This window comes from Streptomyces sp. XD-27 (assembly GCF_030553055.1).
Classification (GTDB): domain Bacteria; phylum Actinomycetota; class Actinomycetes; order Streptomycetales; family Streptomycetaceae; genus Streptomyces.
This window is the reverse complement of sequence record NZ_CP130713.1, coordinates 4,354,035-4,373,272: the sequence shown is the minus strand read 5'-3', so window position 1 is coordinate 4,373,272 and position 19,238 is coordinate 4,354,035. Positions and strand designations below refer to the sequence as shown.

12 protein-coding genes, 3 tRNA genes and 2 pseudogenes are annotated in these 19,238 nt (G+C 73.4%); 7 read left to right on the top strand and 10 right to left on the bottom strand.

Going from position 1 to position 19,238, the window contains the following annotated elements; all coding sequences use genetic code 11:
• Nucleotides 1-13 precede the first annotated feature (13 nt).
• Entirely contained in the window at nucleotides 14-799 is a 786-nt protein-coding gene (locus Q3Y56_RS18715; protein WP_304463050.1) for a TetR/AcrR family transcriptional regulator, read from the bottom strand.
• 41 nt (nucleotides 800-840) lie between these two features.
• Nucleotides 841-2,376 carry an MFS transporter gene (locus tag Q3Y56_RS18710; RefSeq protein ID WP_304463049.1) on the bottom strand — a complete coding sequence of 512 codons (1,536 nt, stop codon included), beginning with the start codon at nucleotides 2,374-2,376 and terminating at the stop codon, nucleotides 841-843.
• 233 nt (nucleotides 2,377-2,609) lie between these two features.
• Here Q3Y56_RS18710 and Q3Y56_RS18705 point away from each other — a divergent pair.
• A pseudogene (locus tag Q3Y56_RS18705) lies at nucleotides 2,610-2,744 on the top strand (LLM class F420-dependent oxidoreductase); the annotation flags it as partial.
• Between the two features lie 108 nt (nucleotides 2,745-2,852).
• On the opposite strand, the gene Q3Y56_RS18700 reads toward Q3Y56_RS18705, so the two are convergent.
• Nucleotides 2,853-2,926: transfer RNA gene (locus Q3Y56_RS18700), tRNA-Met, on the bottom strand.
• 263 nt (nucleotides 2,927-3,189) lie between these two features.
• Between Q3Y56_RS18700 and Q3Y56_RS18695 the strand changes: the two genes are divergently transcribed.
• Together Q3Y56_RS18695 and Q3Y56_RS18690 are read left to right on the top strand one after the other, a co-directional pair.
• Nucleotides 3,190-3,789 (top strand): hypothetical protein, encoded by a 600-nt coding sequence (locus Q3Y56_RS18695; RefSeq protein WP_304463048.1) that lies wholly within the window; start codon nucleotides 3,190-3,192, stop codon nucleotides 3,787-3,789.
• A gap of 104 nt (nucleotides 3,790-3,893) precedes the next feature.
• A complete protein-coding gene (locus Q3Y56_RS18690) occupies nucleotides 3,894-4,280 on the top strand; it encodes a hypothetical protein (RefSeq protein WP_304463047.1) in 387 nt (128 codons plus the stop codon).
• 65 nt (nucleotides 4,281-4,345) lie between these two features.
• Here Q3Y56_RS18690 and Q3Y56_RS18685 read toward each other — a convergent pair whose 3' ends face one another.
• The 3 genes from Q3Y56_RS18685 to Q3Y56_RS18675 all read right to left on the bottom strand — a co-directional run bounded on the left by Q3Y56_RS18685 (nucleotide 4,346) and on the right by Q3Y56_RS18675 (nucleotide 6,428).
• Complete coding sequence (locus Q3Y56_RS18685) at nucleotides 4,346-5,905, bottom strand: MFS transporter (RefSeq protein WP_304463046.1); 1,560 nt, start codon at nucleotides 5,903-5,905, stop codon at nucleotides 4,346-4,348.
• A 141-nt stretch (nucleotides 5,906-6,046) separates the two neighbouring features.
• Nucleotides 6,047-6,119: transfer RNA gene (locus Q3Y56_RS18680), tRNA-Arg, on the bottom strand.
• A gap of 216 nt (nucleotides 6,120-6,335) precedes the next feature.
• Nucleotides 6,336-6,428, bottom strand: a tRNA-Ser gene (locus Q3Y56_RS18675).
• A 212-nt stretch (nucleotides 6,429-6,640) separates the two neighbouring features.
• On the opposite strand from Q3Y56_RS18675, the gene Q3Y56_RS18670 reads away from it, so the two are divergent.
• The 3 genes and pseudogenes from Q3Y56_RS18670 to Q3Y56_RS18660 all read left to right on the top strand — a co-directional run bounded on the left by Q3Y56_RS18670 (nucleotide 6,641) and on the right by Q3Y56_RS18660 (nucleotide 13,590).
• A complete protein-coding gene (locus tag Q3Y56_RS18670) occupies nucleotides 6,641-7,288 on the top strand; it encodes an SSI family serine proteinase inhibitor (protein WP_304463045.1) in 648 nt (215 codons plus the stop codon).
• Between the two features lie 104 nt (nucleotides 7,289-7,392).
• Nucleotides 7,393-7,530, top strand: coding sequence for a hypothetical protein (locus tag Q3Y56_RS18665; RefSeq protein WP_304463044.1), 138 nt, complete (start codon nucleotides 7,393-7,395; stop codon nucleotides 7,528-7,530).
• A gap of 19 nt (nucleotides 7,531-7,549) precedes the next feature.
• Nucleotides 7,550-13,590, top strand: a pseudogene (locus tag Q3Y56_RS18660) (PAS domain-containing protein).
• 85 nt (nucleotides 13,591-13,675) lie between these two features.
• Here the strand turns inward: Q3Y56_RS18660 and Q3Y56_RS18650 are convergent.
• On the bottom strand, nucleotides 13,676-14,266 hold the full coding sequence (locus tag Q3Y56_RS18650) for a TetR family transcriptional regulator (protein ID WP_304463042.1): 591 nt from the start codon (nucleotides 14,264-14,266) through the stop codon (nucleotides 13,676-13,678).
• A 190-nt stretch (nucleotides 14,267-14,456) separates the two neighbouring features.
• Here Q3Y56_RS18650 and Q3Y56_RS18645 point away from each other — a divergent pair, with 190 nt between their 5' ends.
• Nucleotides 14,457-15,635, top strand: a complete 1,179-nt coding sequence (locus Q3Y56_RS18645; protein WP_304463041.1) for an MFS transporter — start codon at nucleotides 14,457-14,459, stop codon at nucleotides 15,633-15,635.
• Between the two features lie 138 nt (nucleotides 15,636-15,773).
• On the opposite strand, the gene Q3Y56_RS18640 is transcribed toward Q3Y56_RS18645, so the two are convergent.
• From Q3Y56_RS18640 to Q3Y56_RS18630, 3 genes are all read right to left on the bottom strand, one after another.
• Nucleotides 15,774-17,432, bottom strand: a complete 1,659-nt coding sequence (locus tag Q3Y56_RS18640) for a long-chain fatty acid--CoA ligase (protein WP_304463040.1) — start codon at nucleotides 17,430-17,432, stop codon at nucleotides 15,774-15,776.
• A gap of 118 nt (nucleotides 17,433-17,550) precedes the next feature.
• Entirely contained in the window at nucleotides 17,551-18,081 is a 531-nt protein-coding gene (locus tag Q3Y56_RS18635; protein ID WP_304463039.1) for a SigE family RNA polymerase sigma factor, read from the bottom strand.
• A 206-nt stretch (nucleotides 18,082-18,287) separates the two neighbouring features.
• Entirely contained in the window at nucleotides 18,288-19,196 is a 909-nt protein-coding gene (locus Q3Y56_RS18630) for a glycoside hydrolase domain-containing protein (RefSeq protein ID WP_304463038.1), read from the bottom strand.
• Nucleotides 19,197-19,238 lie beyond the last annotated feature (42 nt).

Here is a 19,238-nt window from a genome sequence, read left to right as displayed (position 1 = left end):
TGGCCGGCGCCCGTCAGCCGTTCCGCAGGGCCTCGATCCCCGCGATGGCGCAGTCCAGCGCGACGGCGAAGTCCCGCGCGCGCATTTCGGCGACCGTGTCGCCGCCCCGGGCCTCCGCGATCGCCCGGCTCTCGTCGAACTCCGGTCGGCCCGCGATCGTGTCCATCACCTGCCGGTAGAAGACGTCCTCGCTGACCCCCGCCGCCCGGCAGCGGGCGCCGAACCGGCCCTCGATCGTGCTGTAGCCGTAGACGAACTGGTAGACGAGCGACAGCGCGCCGGGCACCTTGTCGTCCGGCAGCCCGCTGTTCCGCATCACCCGCATGGCGGCGTGCGCGAAGGCCATCGCGTTCGGGCCGATGTTGAGGTACTCCCCCGTCAGCGGCGACAGCCACGGGTGGCGGACGATGAGCTTGCGGTACTCCCCGGCCAGTTGGCGCAGCTGCTCGCGCCAGTCGCGCTGCCCGGCCGGAAACGGATGCGCGAGCGCCGCCGCGGGCTCGACCGCCTCCGGCGGCAGGGCGATCTCCCCCATGACCGTGTCCAGGGCGAGTTCCAGCAGGTCGTCCTTGGTGTCCACGTACCAGTAGACGGACATGGCGGTGACGCCGAGTTCGGCGGCGAGCCGCCGCATCGAGAACTTCGCCAGCCCCTCGGCGTCCAGCAGCCGGACCGAGGCCGCCACGATCTTCACGCGGTCGAGCCCGTCCGGCTGCTGGTCCGTCTTGCGCCGCGGGGCCGGGCGCTCGGAGAGCCAGACACTGGTACGCGGACTGCTGACACGGCTGCCGGTTGCCATGGCGCTCTCCTTCTCCGAGGCCCGGTGGTGCGTAGGCGATGCTATTGCGATCCGGCGCCCTGATCCGCTGTGACCTGCTGAGCGGACCGTTCGGCACGGCGCAGCAGGAAGGCGGCGAGCAGGCCGCCGGCCAGCACCGCCACGGCGCCCACCAGCTGGCTGGTTTCGACGCCCGAGGCGAACGCGTCCGCGATCCGGGACCGTTCGGCGTCGTTGTCCGCGCCGGCCATGACAGCGGGCAGCGAGACGGCACCGGCGGCGGCGGGTATGAGGGCGGCGAACCGGGAGTTGAGGACGGCGCCGAGGACGGCCACGCCCAGGCCGTTGCCGAACTCGGCGAGGGTGCCGTTGACCCCGGCGCCCACGCCCGCCTTCTCGGGCGGTATCGCGCTCATGATGGCGTTGGCCATGGCCGGCATGGAGAACGCGATGCCCGCGCCCATCACGACCAGCCCGAGCAGCATCCCGCCGTAGCCGTCACCGCCGAGGAGTGCTATCGCGGCGAGCCCGGCGGAGACCATGGCCATTCCGGACGCGATGGTGCCGGGGGTGCCCAGCTTGGGCAGCAGCTTCGCCCCGACGCCGGTGAGGTTGAGGGCGACGACGGTGAGCGCCAGCGGCGCCGTGCGGAGCCCGGCCTCCAGCGGCTCGTATCCCAGCACGAACTGGAGGTGCTGGGTGAGCAGGTACAGCGAGCCGCCCATCCCGAACGCGACGAGGATCGCGCCCGCGACGGCCCCGATGAACCGCTGGTTGCGGAAGAAGTGCATGTCCAGCATCGGGTTCGGGATCCGCAGCTCCCAGACCGCGAAGGCGGCCAGGACGACGGTCCCGACGGCGGCAGCGCCCAGCACCTGCCCCGACGTCCAGCCGTGCACGGGCCCGGTGATGATCGCGTAGACCACACCGGTCATCCCTATGGTGGACAGGACGGCGCCGAGGACGTCGGGACGCTCGCCGGTGCCGCTGCGGGACTCCGGCACCATGGCGATGACGGCGACCAGGCCGAGCACCGCGACCGGGATGTTGACCAGGAATATCGCGCCCCACCAGAAGTGGTCGAGCATGACCCCGCCGATGAGCGGACCGGCCGCGAAGCCCAGCGAGTTGACGGTGGACCACAGGCCGATGGCCTTCACCCGCTCCGTGTCGTCGAAGATCTGGACGACGACGGCGAGCGTGGTGGTCATCAGCAGCGCGCCGCCGACGCCCATCCCGGCGCGGGCGGCGATCAACTGGCCGGAGGACTGCGCGAGGCCCGCGGCCAGCGACCCGAGCCCGAACAGGGCGAGGCCCGCGACCAACAGCTTCTTGCGGCCGTAGCGGTCGGCGGCGTTGCCCGCGGTGAGCAGCAGGCCCGACTGGACGAGCGAGTAGGCGTTGATCATCCACTGCACGTCGGCGGAGGACGCGTCCAGTTCCTCGGTGAGGGACGGGATCGCGACGTTGAGGACGGTGTTGTCGAGCAGAACGGTGAGCTGCGCGAGGCAGATGACGCCGAGAATCAGCCAGCGCTGCGGGTGTCTCTGCGGGGTTCCTTCTGGTGACGAGGTGGTTTCGGCTGTCGTCGCCGTCACGCGCGCTCCTTATACGCTGTACAGGTGAGTCAGTTATACACCGTACAGGAGCGGAGGGATTCGGGACACCGTTTTTCCCGCCATCTCCTTTTCCCGCCATCTCCCACCCTGGGAATAACCGGACAGACCCTCCGGTTATCGGGGCCATGGCAACTGACCTGAACCTCGGCAGCATTGGCGTCTGGACCCCGGCCCTGCGTGCGGTCTCCGCCTCCGACCGGCGCGGCGAGATCGTGGACGCCTTCCTGGCAGCGGGCGCGGACCATCTCGCGATCCAGGTGGTGACCTCGGACCCGCGCAACGGCATCCCCCTGCGGGAGTGGCGCGCGCTGGCCGAGGCGCTGCCGCTGACCGCCGCGGCGCGCTGACGAACCGGCCCCGGCGGCATCGCACCCGTCACTGACCATCGCGCCGGGGCGAGGGGCGCGCAGAACGACCGAGGGCCCGGCACTCAGGTGCCGGGCCCTCGGGACGAGTAGCGGGGACAGGATTTGAACCTGCGACCTCTGGGTTATGAGCCCAGCGAGCTACCGAGCTGCTCCACCCCGCGTCGGTAATCGCAACCTTACGTCAATGCACCGCCGATGGGAAATCCATTCCGCAGCCGCGCCCCGCGGCCCCGCTTCCAGGCGGCCGCACCCCCTCTGACCAGTTACTTTGCAACAGCCCGGTCTCAGGCACGGCGCGGCCGCAACAGCGCCGTCTCAGCCTCGCTGCGGACGGATCTTCATGCATGCCCATGCCATCCGACCCCGGCCATGCTGATCGCGCACACCACTTTCGGACACCACACCGGGGGACCATTCCATGCGTATGCGACGTTCAGCCGCGGCACTCGTCTTCACGACCGGCTTCGCCCTGCTCGGCACCGCCTGCAACGAGGACACCGCCACCGGCGGAGGCGGCGGGGAGACGCCGAGCAACAAGCCGAAGCCCTCGGCGAGCCGCAAGGTCGACGGAGACGCCGGCAAGACGCTGGCACTGGGCGAGACGACCGCCCTGACCTACAAGCGCGGCTCGGACCGGAGCATCACGATGGAGGTCACGGCCAAGAGCGTGAAGAAGGGCTCGCAGAGCGATCTGGACGCCGTGAAACTGGACGCCGCCGAGAGGTCGATGCAGCCGTACTACGTCACGTTCGACTTCAAGAACATCGGCGAAAGCCACCTCGAATACCCCGGGTTGACCGTTCCCGCGAGGCTGCGCGACAGCCGCGGCCAGGAGGGCAAGCAGGCCATCACCCTCAACGACGACGTGAAGCCCTGCCCGGCCGACGACCCCGAGGACTTCGCCCCGAAGGCCACTGCCACGCAGTGCGCCGTGTTCCTGCTGCCCAAGGACGAGAAGCCGTCGGTGGTGATCTACGCGGGCGACTACGACAAGGAGCCGGTGTTCTGGAAGGCGAACGACTGACGGCGCACACCCGGGAACCAGTGATCACGAAACATCAGTCCCTCTCCGTGTCCATTGATCGAAGAAACGGAGAACTCATGCGTAAGACAACGGGGTTGGTCTCGATGCTGGTACTGGCCGGCGCCTTGACCCTGCCTGTCGCCTCGGCCCACGCCGCGAACACCTCCACCGAATGCCGCGCGAGGATCAAGGCTGCTTCCGGCCTCAACGACAAGGCCCTGGAGGCCACCGGCAACCGGAAATACCTGAGGGCCGCCGACTACAACCAGTCGACCGGCAGGAAAATCCGCGAAGCGAAAGCGGTCTGCCGCAACGGAAACGGCGCGGAGTACGTCATGCCTCTCCTGACGGCCGCCGACCACGGCGCCCAGAAGGCCAGGGAGCACAACGTGAAGGCGTACCGCGAGCACAGCCGGGCTGAGGCGAACCGTGCCATGGATGCGGAGCAGGACGCGAGGCACCGCCTCAACAAGGCATACCAGCACGCCTGATCCAGATGCACGGCACACACCACAGGCCCCTTCCGGCGATCGGAAGGGGCCTGTGGCCTGACACCTCACTTCTGCGACGGAACGCGAGAAGCGATGCCGAGCGGCTCCGACGTGGCGTGCTCCCCGTCACGCTCCGAACTCACCGAACTCGCAGAACTCGCCGAACCCGCCGACGTCATCGACGCCTTTCCGCGCGGCATCAGGAACACCGCGAGGAGCAAGGCCGCGAAGCCGAGGCAGGCGGCGGACAGAAAGGCGTCGTGGTTGGCCGACTCCTGGGCCTTGCGCACCAGGCCCACGTCCCCGCCCGCGGCGGCCAGATCGGCGTCGATCCCGTGGTACGCGATGGTGGCCGTGACGGCGATACCGAGCGCTCCGCCCGTCTCCTGGCTGGTGTTGATGAGCCCGGCGCCCAGTCCCGCCTCCTCCTCGCTGATCCCCACGAACGCCGCGATCTGCAGCGTGACGAAGCACATGCCGCAGCCCAGTCCCAGGGCCAGGAAGGCGGGCAGCAGGTCCACGGCGTAGCTGCCGCCGACCGGGGCCCGCCACATCAGCAGCAGCCCGGTGACCGTCAGCGCCAGCCCCGCGATCAGCACCGGCCGCGCCGCCACCTTGGCGATCAGGCCCGAGGCGACCCCCGCGCCGACCGCGACGGAGACCGCGAGCGGCACGTAGGCGAAACCGGCCTTCATCGGCGAGTATCCGTAGACGTCCTGCATGAAGAGGCTGGCGAAGTAGAACAGCGCGCCGAAGGTGCCGAAGACCAGCACCGCGGAGAGGTTCGCGGTGCGCATCGTCCGCAGCCGGAAGACCCGCAGCGGCATCAGCGGGGAGGCGACCCGCGACTCGATCACCAGGAAGACCGCCAGCAGCACGGCCACCCCGGCCAGGCTGCCGAGGGTGCGGAAGGTCCCCCACCCCACATTGGTGCTCTCGCCCAGGGTGAAGATCAGCAACAGCAGCGCGCCGGTGAGGGTCACCGCCCCTGCCGTGTCGAAGGGACCGCGCCGCTCCTCGGCCTTGCTCTCCGGCAGGATGCGCGGCGCCAGCACCGCGACTCCCAGGCCGATCGGCACGTTGATCCAGAAGATCCATTCCCAGCCGGGCCCGTCGGCGAGCACCCCGCCCAGAATGACCCCGGCGATCGAGGCGATCCCGGCCAACGAGCCCCAGACGCCCAGGGCCTTGTTGCGCTCGGGCCCCTCGGCGAAGGTGTTCGTCAGGATCGACAGGGCGGCCGGGGCGATGAGCGAGGAGCCCAGCCCCTGGAAGCCCCGCGACGCGATCAGCATGGCGCCGCTGGAGGCGAGGCCCGAGGTCAGCGACGCCAGAGCGAACAGCACAAATCCGGCCTGCAGCATCCTGCGCCGCCCGAACGAGTCCGCGATCCGCCCGCTGAGCAGCAGGAATCCGCCCAGCACGGTCGAGTAGGCCGTGACGATGTAGTTCAGATCGACGTCCGACATGTCGAGGCCGTCCTGGATGGACGGCAGGGCGAGGTTCACGATCGACACGTCGAGGAAGACCATGAACTGGCCCAGGCACAGAAAGGCCAGGACGGCCCCGGGCCGAGAACCCGCCCCGGGCCCTGGCCGGCTCATGGTGGAGTCGCGGGCAGTCATCGAACAGCTCCTTGGAAGGGAGCCGGCAGCGTCCGGCTCGTCAACGCTCTGACGAACCGCGACGAAGAAGTGTGACGCGCGGGCAAGAGGGCATACGCAAGAGGCCCCTTCCGGTGATCGGAAGGGGCCTCTCAGCTGCTGTGCGCTCGGCAGGATTCGAACCTGCAACCTCTTGATCCGTAGTCAAGTGCTCTATCCGTTAAGCTACGAGCGCTTGGCTTCCCGGCGGTTTTTCTTGCCGGTCGGCGTTGCGGGAACAACATTACATGACCTGCGGCGTGAGGCGAAATCCGTTAGGCAAACCCGCCCTGAACTGGGCAAACGCCGCCATTCCAAGATCGCCTACGGTCTCCGGTCCACCCTGTGTCGGTCGGCCAACGCGTCGGGCAAACGCAAAGGAGCCCCGGTCGAATCGACCGGGGCTCCTTGGTGGCGGAGGCGGAGGGATTTGAACCCTCGATGGGGGTAAACCCCAAACCGCATTAGCAGTGCGGCGCCATAGACCGGACTAGGCGACGCCTCCAGGTACACCGGCCACCCCGCGCGGGCGCGGTGTGGCGTGTGCAGATGATGACACAGCCGTACGGCTGGTCACCAATCGCGTCCTACGGTACTAGGCCGCCGGGCACCAGGGCAAAGCCCTGAAACACCTGTCCCGGCGCAACGCGCGCGGCGGAGGCGCGTTAGAGAGGCAGGGGCAGCGCATGCCCCGCATCGCACCCCGGGAGTACGCCCATGAGACAGCCCCTCGGCATGCCCGCCATCCCCGCGTCGCTGCGCCGCCTCGCCACCGGCTCCGCCGTCGCCTCGGTCGGATCGCTGACCACCACGGTCGCGGTCGCGGCCGCGACCCTCCTCACCGCCACCGCCCCTGCCACCGCCGGCCCTGCCGCCACCACCGCCTCGGCCGCCGCTCCGGCACCGGCGGCCACGCCCGTCCCCGTACCGCTGCCCGAGCGGTACGGGGAGCGGTACGGAGAGCAGTACGCCCTCCGGTACGACGAGCTCGCCGACCTGCCGTCCGCGCGGCTGCGCCCGCACTCGGTCTCCACCCCCCACCGCCTCGTCCTCACCTACTCCCACACCGGCGAGGACGCCGACCGGCGGAAGTACCGGCTCCACTGCCACCCCACCGGCGGCACGCACCCGGACGCCCGGGCCGCATGCGCCCGGCTGGACGAGATCGCGCAGTGGAACAAGGACCCCTTTGCGCCGATTCCGCAGGAGCGGGTGTGCACGATGCAGTACGGCGGTCCGGCCACCGCGCGCATCACCGGGACGTGGGCCGGTCGGCGGGTGAACGCGAAGTTCACCAGGGTCGACGGCTGCGAGGTGACCCGCTGGAACCGGCTCGCACCGCTGCTCCCACCCGCGGGTGAGTGACGGAGGCCACATGTCCGGGGTGCGGCGAGTCGCACAAGGCCGTGGCAGAACCTCCCTCTCGTCCCCCGCCGCTCCCGCACCCCCTGCCCTTAGACTCCCTCCCAGTGACACTCCGCGGACCGGTGGCACCCGGCGTACCGGACGGCAGGCCGATCCAGCCGGACGGCAAGCCGGCCCAGCCGGGCGGCAGGCCGATCCGTTCGGTCGGCAACACCGCCGCGGGTGTCGGCAAGGTGCGGTAACCAGGGAGGAAGCGTCGTCGTGAGCAGCAGGCCATCCCGAGGCGCTGCTCGCCTCGCAGCCATACTCGACGCCCTCCCCGACGCGCTGCTGCTGGTCAACTGCAACGGCACGGTGGTCAACGCCAACCACATCGCCCTGGAGACGTTCGAGACGCCGGGCACCGCGCTCGTCGGCCGCGGCCTGCTGGATCTGCTCCCCGACTTCGACTCCAAGCGCATCCCCGGCTCGATGCGCCGCCCCGACAACAGCGACGACGGGCGTACCCGGCCGACCCGGATGATCGCGCGGCGTACGGACGGTGTGCAGTTCCCGGTCGAGGTCACCAGCGCGAACCTGGAGGACGGCCGCACCCCGTACGCGGACCACCACAGCTACACCGGCGACGAACTGCTGATGCTCGTCGTCCGCGACCTGACCGGCACGCTCGACACCGAGGCCGAACTCGCCCGCAGCCAGCGCCAGACCGAGATGATCCTGCGCGCCGCGGCCGAGGGTGTGGTGGGCGTGGACACCGAGGGCAAGGTCGTCCTGGTCAACCCGGCGGCCGCGCAGATCCTCGGCTTCCGCGCCAGCGACCTCGGCGGCAAGGAGCTGCACCCGCTGATCCACCACTCGCGGCCGGACGGCACCCCGTTCCCGTACGAGGAGTCCCCGCTGGCCGACACGCTCCGCTCCGGGCGCAAGCACCGGGTGCGCGGGCAGGCGCTGTGGGCCAAGGACGGCAGCCAGGTGCCGGTCGATCTGACCACCGCCCCGGTGCGGGACGGCGACCAGCTCGTGGGCGCGGTGATGACGTTCACCGACCGGCGCGCGTACGACGAGATGGTGGCGGAGCAGACCAAGCGCTACGACACGATGCTGGCGGAGCAGACGGAACGCTACGACGGCATGGTGGCGGAGCAGACGGAACGCTACGACGGCATGGTGGCGGAGCAGACCGAGCGCTACGACAGCATGCTCGCCGAACAGACCGAGCGCTACGACGCCATGCTCGCCGAGCAGACGGAACGGTACGACGCGCTGGTGGCGGAGCACGCCGAGCGGTACGACGCGCTGGCGGGCCGGAACAGCCAGCTGCTGGCGGTGCTCGGCCAGTCGCTGCGCGGGCCGCTGCTGCAACTGCGCGCCGAGCTGGGCACGCTGGCGTCCGACCCGGCGGGCCAGCTGTGGCCGGAGGCCAACCAGATCCTGCACCACCTGGCCGCCGGGTACACCCGGATGACCACCCTCGTGGACAACGTGCTGAGCTACCAGCAGCTCGACGCGGGCGGCGCGGAGCTGGTCCGCCGGAAGGTCTCGCTGGACGGCGTGGTGACGGCCGGTGTGGAGGGCGCGGTCGAACTGATCGGCCCGGGCCGGGCGCAGTTCGCCGTCCACGCGCCGCCGATCGAGGCCGAGGTGGACCCGGAGCGGCTGGCCCAGGCACTCGCACATCTGATCGCCGATGTGGCCGGGGTCGATGCGACCGGCGCGGCGGCGGTCGGCGGCGCCACGGGCGACTCGACGATCGTGGTGGCGGCGGCGCAGCGCGGTGCGGTGGTACGGATCGAGGTGCGCGGCCCGTACCCGGGGGGCGACCCGGTGCACGAGCCGGTCGTCCGCGGGATCGTGCGGCGGCACGGCGGTGTGCTGCAGACGCACGAGGTGCCGGGGATGGGCGGCAGCGCGTACGTCCTGGAGGTGCCGGTCACGGTGGCGGACGCGGCTGCCGACGGGGCGGCCACCGGGGCCGCCACCGGACCCGCTATCGGAACGGCCGATGGGCCGGGGACCGTGGCGGCCGGTACGGCGAACGACGGTACGGCGAACGGCGGGCCGGGGAACGGCCGGACGGCGGGCGCGGGTGCCGCCGGTGGCGGTGTCGCTGCCGGTGCGGGTACGGGTGCCGGTGCCGGTGCGAATGCCGGTGCCGCTGCGGGTGCGGGTGCGGGTGCCCCTGCAGGTGGTACGGACGGAGCGGCGGGCGCCGGGCTGCCCGGTGCCGGGGCCGACGGGACGGGTGAGGTGGTCGTCGGGGCCGCGGCGCCGGCGGCGGATCCGGAGACGAGTACGGGCACGGGTGCGGCCACCGGTACGGGTACTTCTGGCACCCCTTACGGACCGGGCCAGGACGTGGCCGCCGGTGCGCGCGGCATGGCGGGCCCCGGGGCCGGACCGGACGGCGCCGGACCGGACCCCAGGCGCGGCGGCGCGCCGACCGGACGGCGCGCGCGCCGCGCGGTGGTCGGTGGCGCGACCGTCGGTGGCCCGGCCATTGGTGGCGCGACCGTCGGTAGCCCGACCATCGGTGGCGCGACCGTCGGTGGCCCGACCATCGGTGGCGCGACCGTCGGTGGCCCGACCATCGGTGGCGCGACCGTCGGTGGCCCGACCATCGGTGGCGCGGCCGTCGATGGCGGTACGGCGGAGGGCGGGCCTTCCGGCGCGGCCTCCACCGCAGGGACTTCCGGGCCGCAGGCTGCCGTGCCGTCGGACGCGGGGGTACGGGCGCCGGGAGCGGATGACGCGGGACGGACACAGGGCGCGGCGGAGGGCGCCGGGCCCCTGGACGAGGCGGCGCTGCCCAAGCCGACCGGTCGGCGCCGGGCACGCCGCGCCGCATCCGAGGAGCAGCCCCCCGCCCCTGAGGCGGCTGATCCGCACCGGGCGGTGGCCAACCAGGGCCCGCAGGGCGGCGGTTCCGTAGCCGGCTCGGGCGGCGGAGCGGCCGCCGGGCACGGGCTCGTCCCCGCGCAGGGAATGGCTCCGGGCGGGCCGGTTCCGGCCCCCACCGGGCGGCGCGCGCGACGCGCCGCGGCCGAGCAGGACGGCGGACCGCAGGGTGCGCGGGGTGCGTCCGGCGGCGCCCCCGCCGCCGGACGGGCCGCGTTCGCCCTCCCCCGGCCGCCGCCGACGCCACGTCGGGCCCCGAAGGCTGGCCGACCCCTGCGGCGGGGCAGGGCACGGACGGGCGCGGCTCGGAGGGGCGCGACGCCTACGGCCCCAGCGCGGAGGGCATGCCGGGCCCCGGCAGAGACGGGCGCGGCGGGCGCGGCTCGGGTCCGGCCGAGCACGGTGCATACGGACTCGACCCGGCCGGGCACGGCACGACGCACGGCGGCGGTGTGCCCGGAGCCGGTACCGACGGACGCGGCGGCGTCGGCCCCGGCACGGACGGGCGCGGCGGCGTCGGTCCCGGCACGGACGGGCGCGGCCTGCCCGGGCCGCGGACGGACGGACGTGGCGGGCGCGATCGCGACGCGTACGGGCCTGGTGCGAACAGCTCTCTCGCGCCGGGACTCGCCCCGCACGCGTCCGGCCCGCAGGCGTCCTCCTCTCACACAACCAGCCCGCAGCCGTCCGGCCCGCAGGAGCCCGGCACGGGCAGGCGTGGTCTGCACCGCTCCGGCCCGCAGGGGCCCGGTACGGACGGTCGCGGCGTCCACGGTGCCGGGCCGCAGGGGCCCGGTACGGACGGTCATGGCATGCACGGTGCCAACCCGCAGGTCTCCGGCGGAAACGGTTCGGGTGCCGACGCCGATGGCGGGGACGTGGTCGACGCCGGGGGCTCCGGCGTGCCCGCGTTGCCCGCCGCGGCCGCCCCCGGCCCCGGTACGGGACGTCGTCGTGCGCGCCGGGCGCTCGCCGAGGCCCCGGAGCGGATGCCGGCCGACCAGCCGCAGGACGCGCGAGAGCGGCAGGAAGCCCGGCAGCAGGGCCCGTCCCAGCCGCGGCCCACGGCCGAGGCGCCAGGCGGCCGGGCGGCGTTCGCGCTGCCCCCCGCGGCCGCTGATCGCGGGCCGCGGCCGTCGCCCGCGCTGCCCCCCGAGCTCGGCCCCGCGGGCCTGCTGCCCGCGCAGAGCAGCCTGGACACCGGACCCTACGACGACATGGAGCCCGGCGACGCCGAGCCCTCGGGGCACGTCCCCGGTGACCGCCGCGTACCCGGCGCGGCTCCGGCCGCGGTGCCCGTTCCGGCCGCCGGTGGCGCGCCGGGTGGTCCCCACGACCCGTACGCCATGCCTCCCGGCGGTCGTCGCCGCGCCCCCGTGCCGGGCCCGGCGACGCCCCACGGACCGGACGGTGCCGGCGGTGCGCACGAGTGGTCCGACGAGGTGCCGAGCGGACGTCGCGCCGTGGGACGCGGGCGGGCGGCTGCCGGGCCCGGGTTCGACGACGGGTTCGACGACAGCGTGCCGCCGCAGGGCGACGCGGCGCAGCCGGGCGGCTGGGGGCCGCAGGGCGTACCGCTGCCCGCGCAGCCGGGGCCGCGGGACGCGGGTGCGATGCCCGCGCTGCCCGCCGTTCGTGGCACCGGTGCCGAGGGCGCCGACGGCGCGTACGCGCCCGACTCGTCCCCCGAGGTCCGCGAACAGCCGACGGGGCGGCGCCGGGCGCGGCGGGCGCTCGCGGACGACGCGGCCCGGCAGCCCCTGCCCGAGGCCGTGGGCTCCGGCACGGGCATGACCGGCTCCTCCGATGGCGGGGAGGCCACCGAGGCCGCTGGGGGCCCCGGGCGCCCGGCCGGAACCGCCGCCCGGGGCGGCCTGCCCCGGCAGATGCCGCCGCGCGCGGCTGTGCAGGACGCGGATGCCTCGCACGGTCGGGCGATCAGTGTGCGGACGCTGGGACAGGGCGTACCGTTCACGCACCAGGCCGGTGAGCAGCAGCGGCCGGGCACGCAGACCTCGCCGAGCGGCATGGCCGCCCCGGGGCGCGGCGCCCCTGCCGGGCCTGGCGCCGCGGCCGGTCCTGGTGCCACAGCTGGTCCTGGAGTCGCTGCCGGGCCTGACTCCGCAGCCGGTCCTGGAGTCGCAGCCGGTCCTGGAGCCGCTGCCGGTCCTGCCGCAACGGGAGCCGGAGCTGGAGCCCCCGCCGGATCCGGAGCCCACACCGGGGCTGGAGCCCCCGCCGGAACCGCAGCCCACGCCGGAACCGAAGCACACACCGGAACCGGAACCCCCGCCGGAACGCCGTCGGCCACGGGCGCCACCCCGGGTCCGGCGACGCCGAGTGCACCCGTCGGCCCGCCCGCCGGCGCGGCCGCCGCAGCGGCCGGTCCCGGTTCCGGGCGGCGCCGCAAGCTGGCCGCCCGGCCCGAGCCGGTGGCGGAGCCCGCCCCGTCCGCCGAGGTGGAACCGGCCGGACACCGCCGCCCCAAGCCGCAGCCCCTGCCGCAAGGACAGCCCCCGCAGCCGCACCTGCCGAGGCCGTCCGCCGCCTCCGCTCCCGGCCGAGCGTTCGCGATCGGCGCGCCGGACGAGGGCGCGGAGGGCCCGGAGCCGCTGGACGGCCCGAACGGCGCCATAGAGATCGTCGACGACCGTACGGCCACGCCGCCGCCGGACGACGAGCTGCCCCCGGAGCCGCTGGACAACCCGCGCCGACTGCTGGTCTGGCCCGCACCGGACGTACCCACGCAGCAGGCGCTGAGCGACCGCGGCTACCGCCCCGTGATCGTCAACTCCCGCGAGGAGGTCGACGCGCAGATCGCGGCGTACCCGGCCGCGCTGTTCGTCGACCCGCTGACCGGGCCGATCACCCGCACGGCGCTCCAGTCGCTCCGTGCGGCGGCCGTCGCCGCCGAGGTTCCGGTGCTGGTGACGGCGGGTCTGGGGCACGCGACGCGGGACGCGGCGTACGGCGCCGACCCGGCCGTCCTGCTCAAGGCGCTCGCGCCGCGCGACGGCGAGCAGCACCCGCCGCGGGTCCTGCTGATCGAGGAGCACGAGGCGATCGCGGACGCGCTGACGGCGACGCTGGAGCGGCGCGGGATGCAGGTCGCGCGGGCCGGTGCGGACGCCGACGCGGTGACGCTCGCCACGCAGATGCGCCCGAACCTGGTGGTCATGGACCTGATGCAGGTACGCCGTCGGCGGGCCGGGATCGTCGACTGGCTGCGCGGCAACGGACTGCTCAACCGCACACCGCTGGTCGTCTACACCTCCGCGGACATCGACCCCGCGCAGTTGTCGCGGCTGAGCTCGGGCGAGACGGTGCTGTTCCTCGCGGAGCGCTCGACGAGCGCAGAGGTGCAGACCCGGATCGTGGACCTGCTGGCGAAGATCGGCACGAACTGACGGTCACGCGCGCGTACACGGATGACGGTCACGCAGGCCCCGCGGGCGCACCCCAGAGGCTCACGCGCGTACACGCGGATGACCGTCAGGAACCGTCCGAGCCGGTGAGCCGGCGTGCGGCCGTACGGACCGACTCCCGCAGCCGTGCCGCGTCCGCCTCCGTCTCGCCGACGAGCATCCTGCGCAGCTGCGGCGCGGCCGAGGGCCAGCCCGCCAGCGCGCTGATCATGAAGACGAGGTCCTGCGCCGGGATGTACGAGCGGATGGCGCCGCGCTCCTGGGCAGCGGCGAAGCTCTCGGCCTTGGCCGCGTAGTGGACGCGGCGCCGCTCCTCCAGCGGGATGCCGTCGGCGGCGCCGTACTCCAGCCCTTCCCACAGCAGCAGACGCAGCAGCTCCGGGTGCGCGGCGTGGTAGTCCATCAGCCGGTCGACGTAGCCGTCCGGGTCGTCGGCGTCGACGGGGACGGCCGCGGCGAGGTCCAGCAACCCCCTCTGGAGCACCTGGGCGAAGAGCTCGCCCTTGTCGCCGAAGTAGGCGTAGATGAGCTGCTTGTTGGCCTTGGCCTCGCGGGCGATGCGGTCGATGCGCGCGCCCGCGATGCCGTACGCGGCGAACTCGGCGGTCGCCGCCGCGAAGATGCGGGCCTTGGTCGCCTCGGGGTCCCTTGCTGCCATGGGGCCAAGGGTAGCGGGAGGACAGCCACAACCAACTAGTTGGTTGACACCGGGTCAGACTCTCGGCCACACTTCCAACCAACCAGTTAGTTGCACTACACGCCTCCCCACCACAGGAGCAGCCACAGCCATGCCACCCACCACGGCCCACACCGCCGCATCCGCACCCGGGCCCGTAACCAGCGCAGCCATGGGCGGAAGCGGAACCCGCCCCGGACCGCCCCCCGGCCTCCTCCTCACCGTCGTCGCGCTCTGCACCGCCGTGACGGCCGCCAACATCTACCTCGCCGCGCCGCTCCTCGACCTGATCGCGCGCGACTTCGGCGTCGGCCCGTCCGCCGCCGGGTGGATCGCCTCGATCGCACAGGTGGGGTACGCCGCCGGGCTGCTGCTGTTCGCCCCGCTCGGCGACACGGCCGACCGGCGGCGCCTGGTCGGTGTGCTGTCGGTCGTCGCGGGCGTGGGCCTGGTCGGTGCGGGGCTGGCGCCCGGACTGCCCGCGCTCGCCGCCGCCGTACTCGTCGCCTGCGCCGCCACGGTCGTGCCGCAGTTGCTGGTCCCGCTGGTCGCCGAGCGCGCCCCGGCGGACCGCCGCGGGCGCCACGTCGGCGCGATCGTGGCCGGCCTGTTCACCGGCATCGTCGCGGCCCGCGTGCTGGGCGGTCTCGCCGGTCAGGCATACGGCTGGCGCGCGGTCTTCCTCGGCGCGGCCGGGCTCACCGCCCTCGTCGGGGTGCTGACCGCCGTCCTGCTGCCCGGCGAGAACCGCCCGCGCGGCGCGGCGAGCCCGCTGCGCGGCATCGCGCGCGTGCCGCGGGTGCTCGCCGACTCGCCCGAACTGCGGCGCGCGTGCCTGCGCCAGGGCGGCATGTACGGGGCGTGGAGCGCGCTGTGGACGGCGCTGGTCCTGCTGCTGACGGGCCCCGAGTACGGATTCTCGACGGGTACGGCCGGGCTGTTCGGTCTCTTCGGGCTCACCGCGAGCCTCGTCGCCCCGCTCTCCGGCAGCCTGGTGGACCGCTTCGGCGCGGCACGGGTCGTGGGCTCGGCCTATACGGCGGCGGCCGTGGCCGTACCGCTGTTCTGGCTCGGCGAACGGCAGTTGTGGGCGCTGTGCGCCGCGGCCGTCCTCATCCACGCGGGCCTGGTGGCCGGCCAGGTCGCCAACCAGACCCGGGCCCTGACCGCCACGAACCGGCCCGCGACCGCCAACACCGCTTACGTCGTGGCGGCGTTCCTGTTCGGCGCGGCGGCCTCGGCCCTGGCCGCTCCGGCGTACGAGCACATGGGCTGGGGCGGGGTGTGCGCGGTCGCGGCGGCCTGGCTGCTGGTGGGCTGGGCGGCCGCGGCCCACCGTCCGGCCGCGTAGAGACTCGGCCGCGGCCCGCCGACCCGCGTGGAGACCCGGCCGCGGCCCACCGTCCCACGCGGAGACTCCGCCGCGGCCCGCCGTCCAGCCACGTAGAGACTCGGCCGCGGCCCGCCGTCCGGCCCGTACGCCGTGGCCTCAGTCGACCCGCGTCACCTCCAGCTCACCGTCCGCGTACTGCCTCCGGATCACCTTCTTGTCGAACTTCCCCACGCTCGTCTTCGGCACGGACGGGATCAGCGCCCACCGCTCCGGCAGCTGCCAGCGCGCCACCCGCTCCGCGAGGAACGCCTTCAGCTCCTCGTACCCCGCGGTCGCGCCCTCCCTGAGCACCACCGTGGCCAGCGGCCGCTCGCCCCACTTCTCGTCCGGTACGGCCACCACCGCCGCCTCCGCCACGTCCGGGTGCGCCATCAGCTGGTTCTCCAACTCGACCGACGAGATCCACTCACCGCCCGACTTGATGACGTCCTTCGCCCGGTCGGTCAGGGTCAGATAGCCGTCCGGGCTGATCGTGCCGACGTCTCCCGTACGCAGCCAGCCGTCCTCGCTGAACTTGTCCTCGGGGCGGAACGGCTCGCCGTCGGCCCCGCCGTAGTACGCGCCCGCGATCCACGGCCCGCGTACCTCCAGCTCACCGGCCGACGCCCCGTCCCAGGGCAGGAAGCCGCCATCGGGGGAGGCCAGCCGCGCCTCCACGGAGGCCGGGAAGCGGCCCTGGGTGAAGCGGTACGACCACGCCTCCTCCTCGTCGGCCCCGGCGGGCGGATGCGAGACGCAGCCCAGCGGCGAGGTCTCGGTCATGCCCCACGCGTGGACGACCCGCAGCCCGTGCCGCTCCTCGAACGCCTTCATCAGGGTGGGCGGGCAGGCGGCGCCGCCGATGATCACGCAGCGCACGGACGACACGTCACGCCGCTTGGCGTCGAGTTCGCCGAGCAGCCCCTGGAAGATGGTGGGGACGGCGGCGGCGATGGTGGGCCGTTCGCTCTCGATCATCTCGGCGAGCGGCGCGGGCTGCAGGAACCGGTCCGGCATCAGCAGCGACGCGCCCACCATGAACGCGGCGTACGGGGTGCCCCACGCGTTGACGTGGAACATCGGCACGACCGGCAGGACGGTGTCGCGGGAGCCGATCCCGAACGCCTCGACGCTGTTGACCTGCAGGGAGTGCAGGTAGACGGAGCGGTGGCTGTAGGCCACGCCCTTGGGATCGCCGGTGGTCCCGGAGGTGTAGCAGAGGGCGGCGGCGTCCCGCTCGTCGACCTCCGGCCAGTCGAACGTGGTCGGCCGTCCGGCGATCAGGTCCTCGTAGTCGTGCACGCGGACACGGCCGCCCTCCAGCGGCGTACGGTCGCCCGGCCCCGCGACGACGACGTGCTCGACGGAGCCGAGCTTCGGCAGCAGCGGGGCGAGCAGCGGCACCAGCGAGCCGTTGACGATGACGACCCGGTCCGCCGCGTGGTTGACGATCCAGGCGAGCTGCTCGGCGGGCAGCCGCAGGTTGAGGGTGTGCAGGACGGCTCCCATGGAGGGGATCGCCAGGTAGGCCTCCATGTGCTCCGAGTTGTTCCACATCAGGGTGGCCACCCGCTGATCGCCGACCACGCCCAGCTCGTCGCGGAGCGCGTGCGCCAGCTGCGCGGACCGGGCCCCGACCTCGCCGAAGGTGCGCTTGGCCGGCGCCTGGCCCGCCGCTCCGGTCCAGGTCGTGACGTACGCGCCGCGGTGCACGGTCGAGCCGTGCCGGAGGATGCGGCTGACGGTCAGAGGTACGTCCTGCATCGTGCTGAGCACCGGGGCCTCCTGGGGTACCGGTTACGCGCTGGTAAAGGTGCCGCCGATTCTCCATCCGACCAGGCGGTATGTCACTACCGCGATGTGTGGTCAATGCCGCGGGCCGGTCCGGTCCCGCTCAGGCCGCCCGGGTCAGCTCAGGGTCCTCCCGCAGCTTGCCGAGGGCGCGGGACACCGCGCTCTTGACCGTGCCTATGGACACCCCGAGCACCTCGGCCGTCTGCGCCTCGCTCAGGTCCTCGTAATACCTGAGGACGACCATCGCCCGCTGACGGGCGGGCAGCCGGAGCACCGCCCGCCACATCGCGTCGCGCAGCACCTGCTGCTCGGCCGGGTCGGGCCCGGGGACCTGATCCGGCTCCGGCAGCTCGTCGCAGACGTACTCGTCGACCTTGCGCTTGCGCCACTGCGAGGTGCGGGTGTTCACCAGCGCCCGGCGGACGTACCCGTCCAGCGCCTTGTGGTCCTCTATCCGCTCCCAGGCCAGGTAGGTCTTGGTGAGCGCGGTCTGGAGCAGATCCTCCGCGTCACAGGCGTTGGCGGTGAGGGAACGGGCGGTGCGCAGCAGCACCGGCCCCCGCGCCCGGACGTAGGAGGCGAACGACGGGAACACGGCGGCGGATGCGCTGGGGCACACGGGCGTGGTCATGTCCTCCACGCTATGAGCGCAAGCCCCCGCCGAGGATCGGCCGGAGGTGCCGAAGCTGTGTCCGCCTCAGGTTGGATGGGTGGGGCTGGCACCACCTCCCACGGTTGGAGGAGCGGCCGCCCGCCGATCAGGGTCGGACCCCGAGGACGCCGACCTCGGCGGGCCCGAGGACGCCGGACCTCAGCGGACCCCGAGGACGCCGGACCTCAGCGGAGGATCGCCACGGGCGCGTCCACCATGTTCCGGTCGATGCGCATCCGCTTGCCCCCGTGCTTCTCGCTGACGTTCCCCGAGTACTGATGGATCCGGCGGTGCGCGAACCAGCCCGAAGCGCGCAGAGTCGGCTCCCCGTACAGCGCGGGGCTTCTCGTCCAGCGCGCGAACCACATCACCGACGGCAGATCCCGCACGCCGGATCGACGGGCCTTCTCCAGGTGCCGTACGCCGGAGTCGGCGCTGCTGTAGAAGCCGGGGAAGTAGCCGCGCGAGCGCACCTCGCGGTTCCAGCCGCGGACGAAGGCGAGGGTGGTGCGGGCGCAGCGGGTACGGGCCGTGTTGTACGCCTCGATGTCGAGGTAGAGCGCGCTGCGCTTGCGCAGGCCGAGCCTCTTCGCGCGCTTCACGGCGATCCGGCCCTCCGCGCGGCCCTGCTCCCACGGCTCATCGCCGATCTTGGGGTGCCGCTTGGCCTTGCCGCGGACGCACGGGGCCTGGGAGCCGACGTAGATCGGCAGCAGCCGCCAGCCGAGGGACTGCGCGCCGTACGCCCACGCGCGCGTGAGCCGCGGCTGCTCGCGGCAGGCGCGGCCGTGGCCGGCGTAATAGACGCCGACGGCGCGGTAGCGGGAGCTGCGCCACGCGCGCAGGGTGGCGAGGCTCGGAGTGTGGCAGGTGTCGAGGGCCCAGCCGTGGAAGATGTCGGCCCCGTAGATCCGAGGGTCGGGCAGGGCGGGCCCGACGGCGGCGGGCTCGGCGGCGGTGGGCTCGGCGACTCCGGCGGCTCCGGCGGCTCCGGCGGCCGCGGCCGATTCGGGCGGTACGCCGCCTGCCGCCAGACAGGACAGTGCCGCTACCAGGCCGACCGCATATCGGATGATCCTTTTTTGTCGGTCCATACAGGCGAGTGAAGGCGGCGAAGGGCGGCCGGGAGGGGCGGA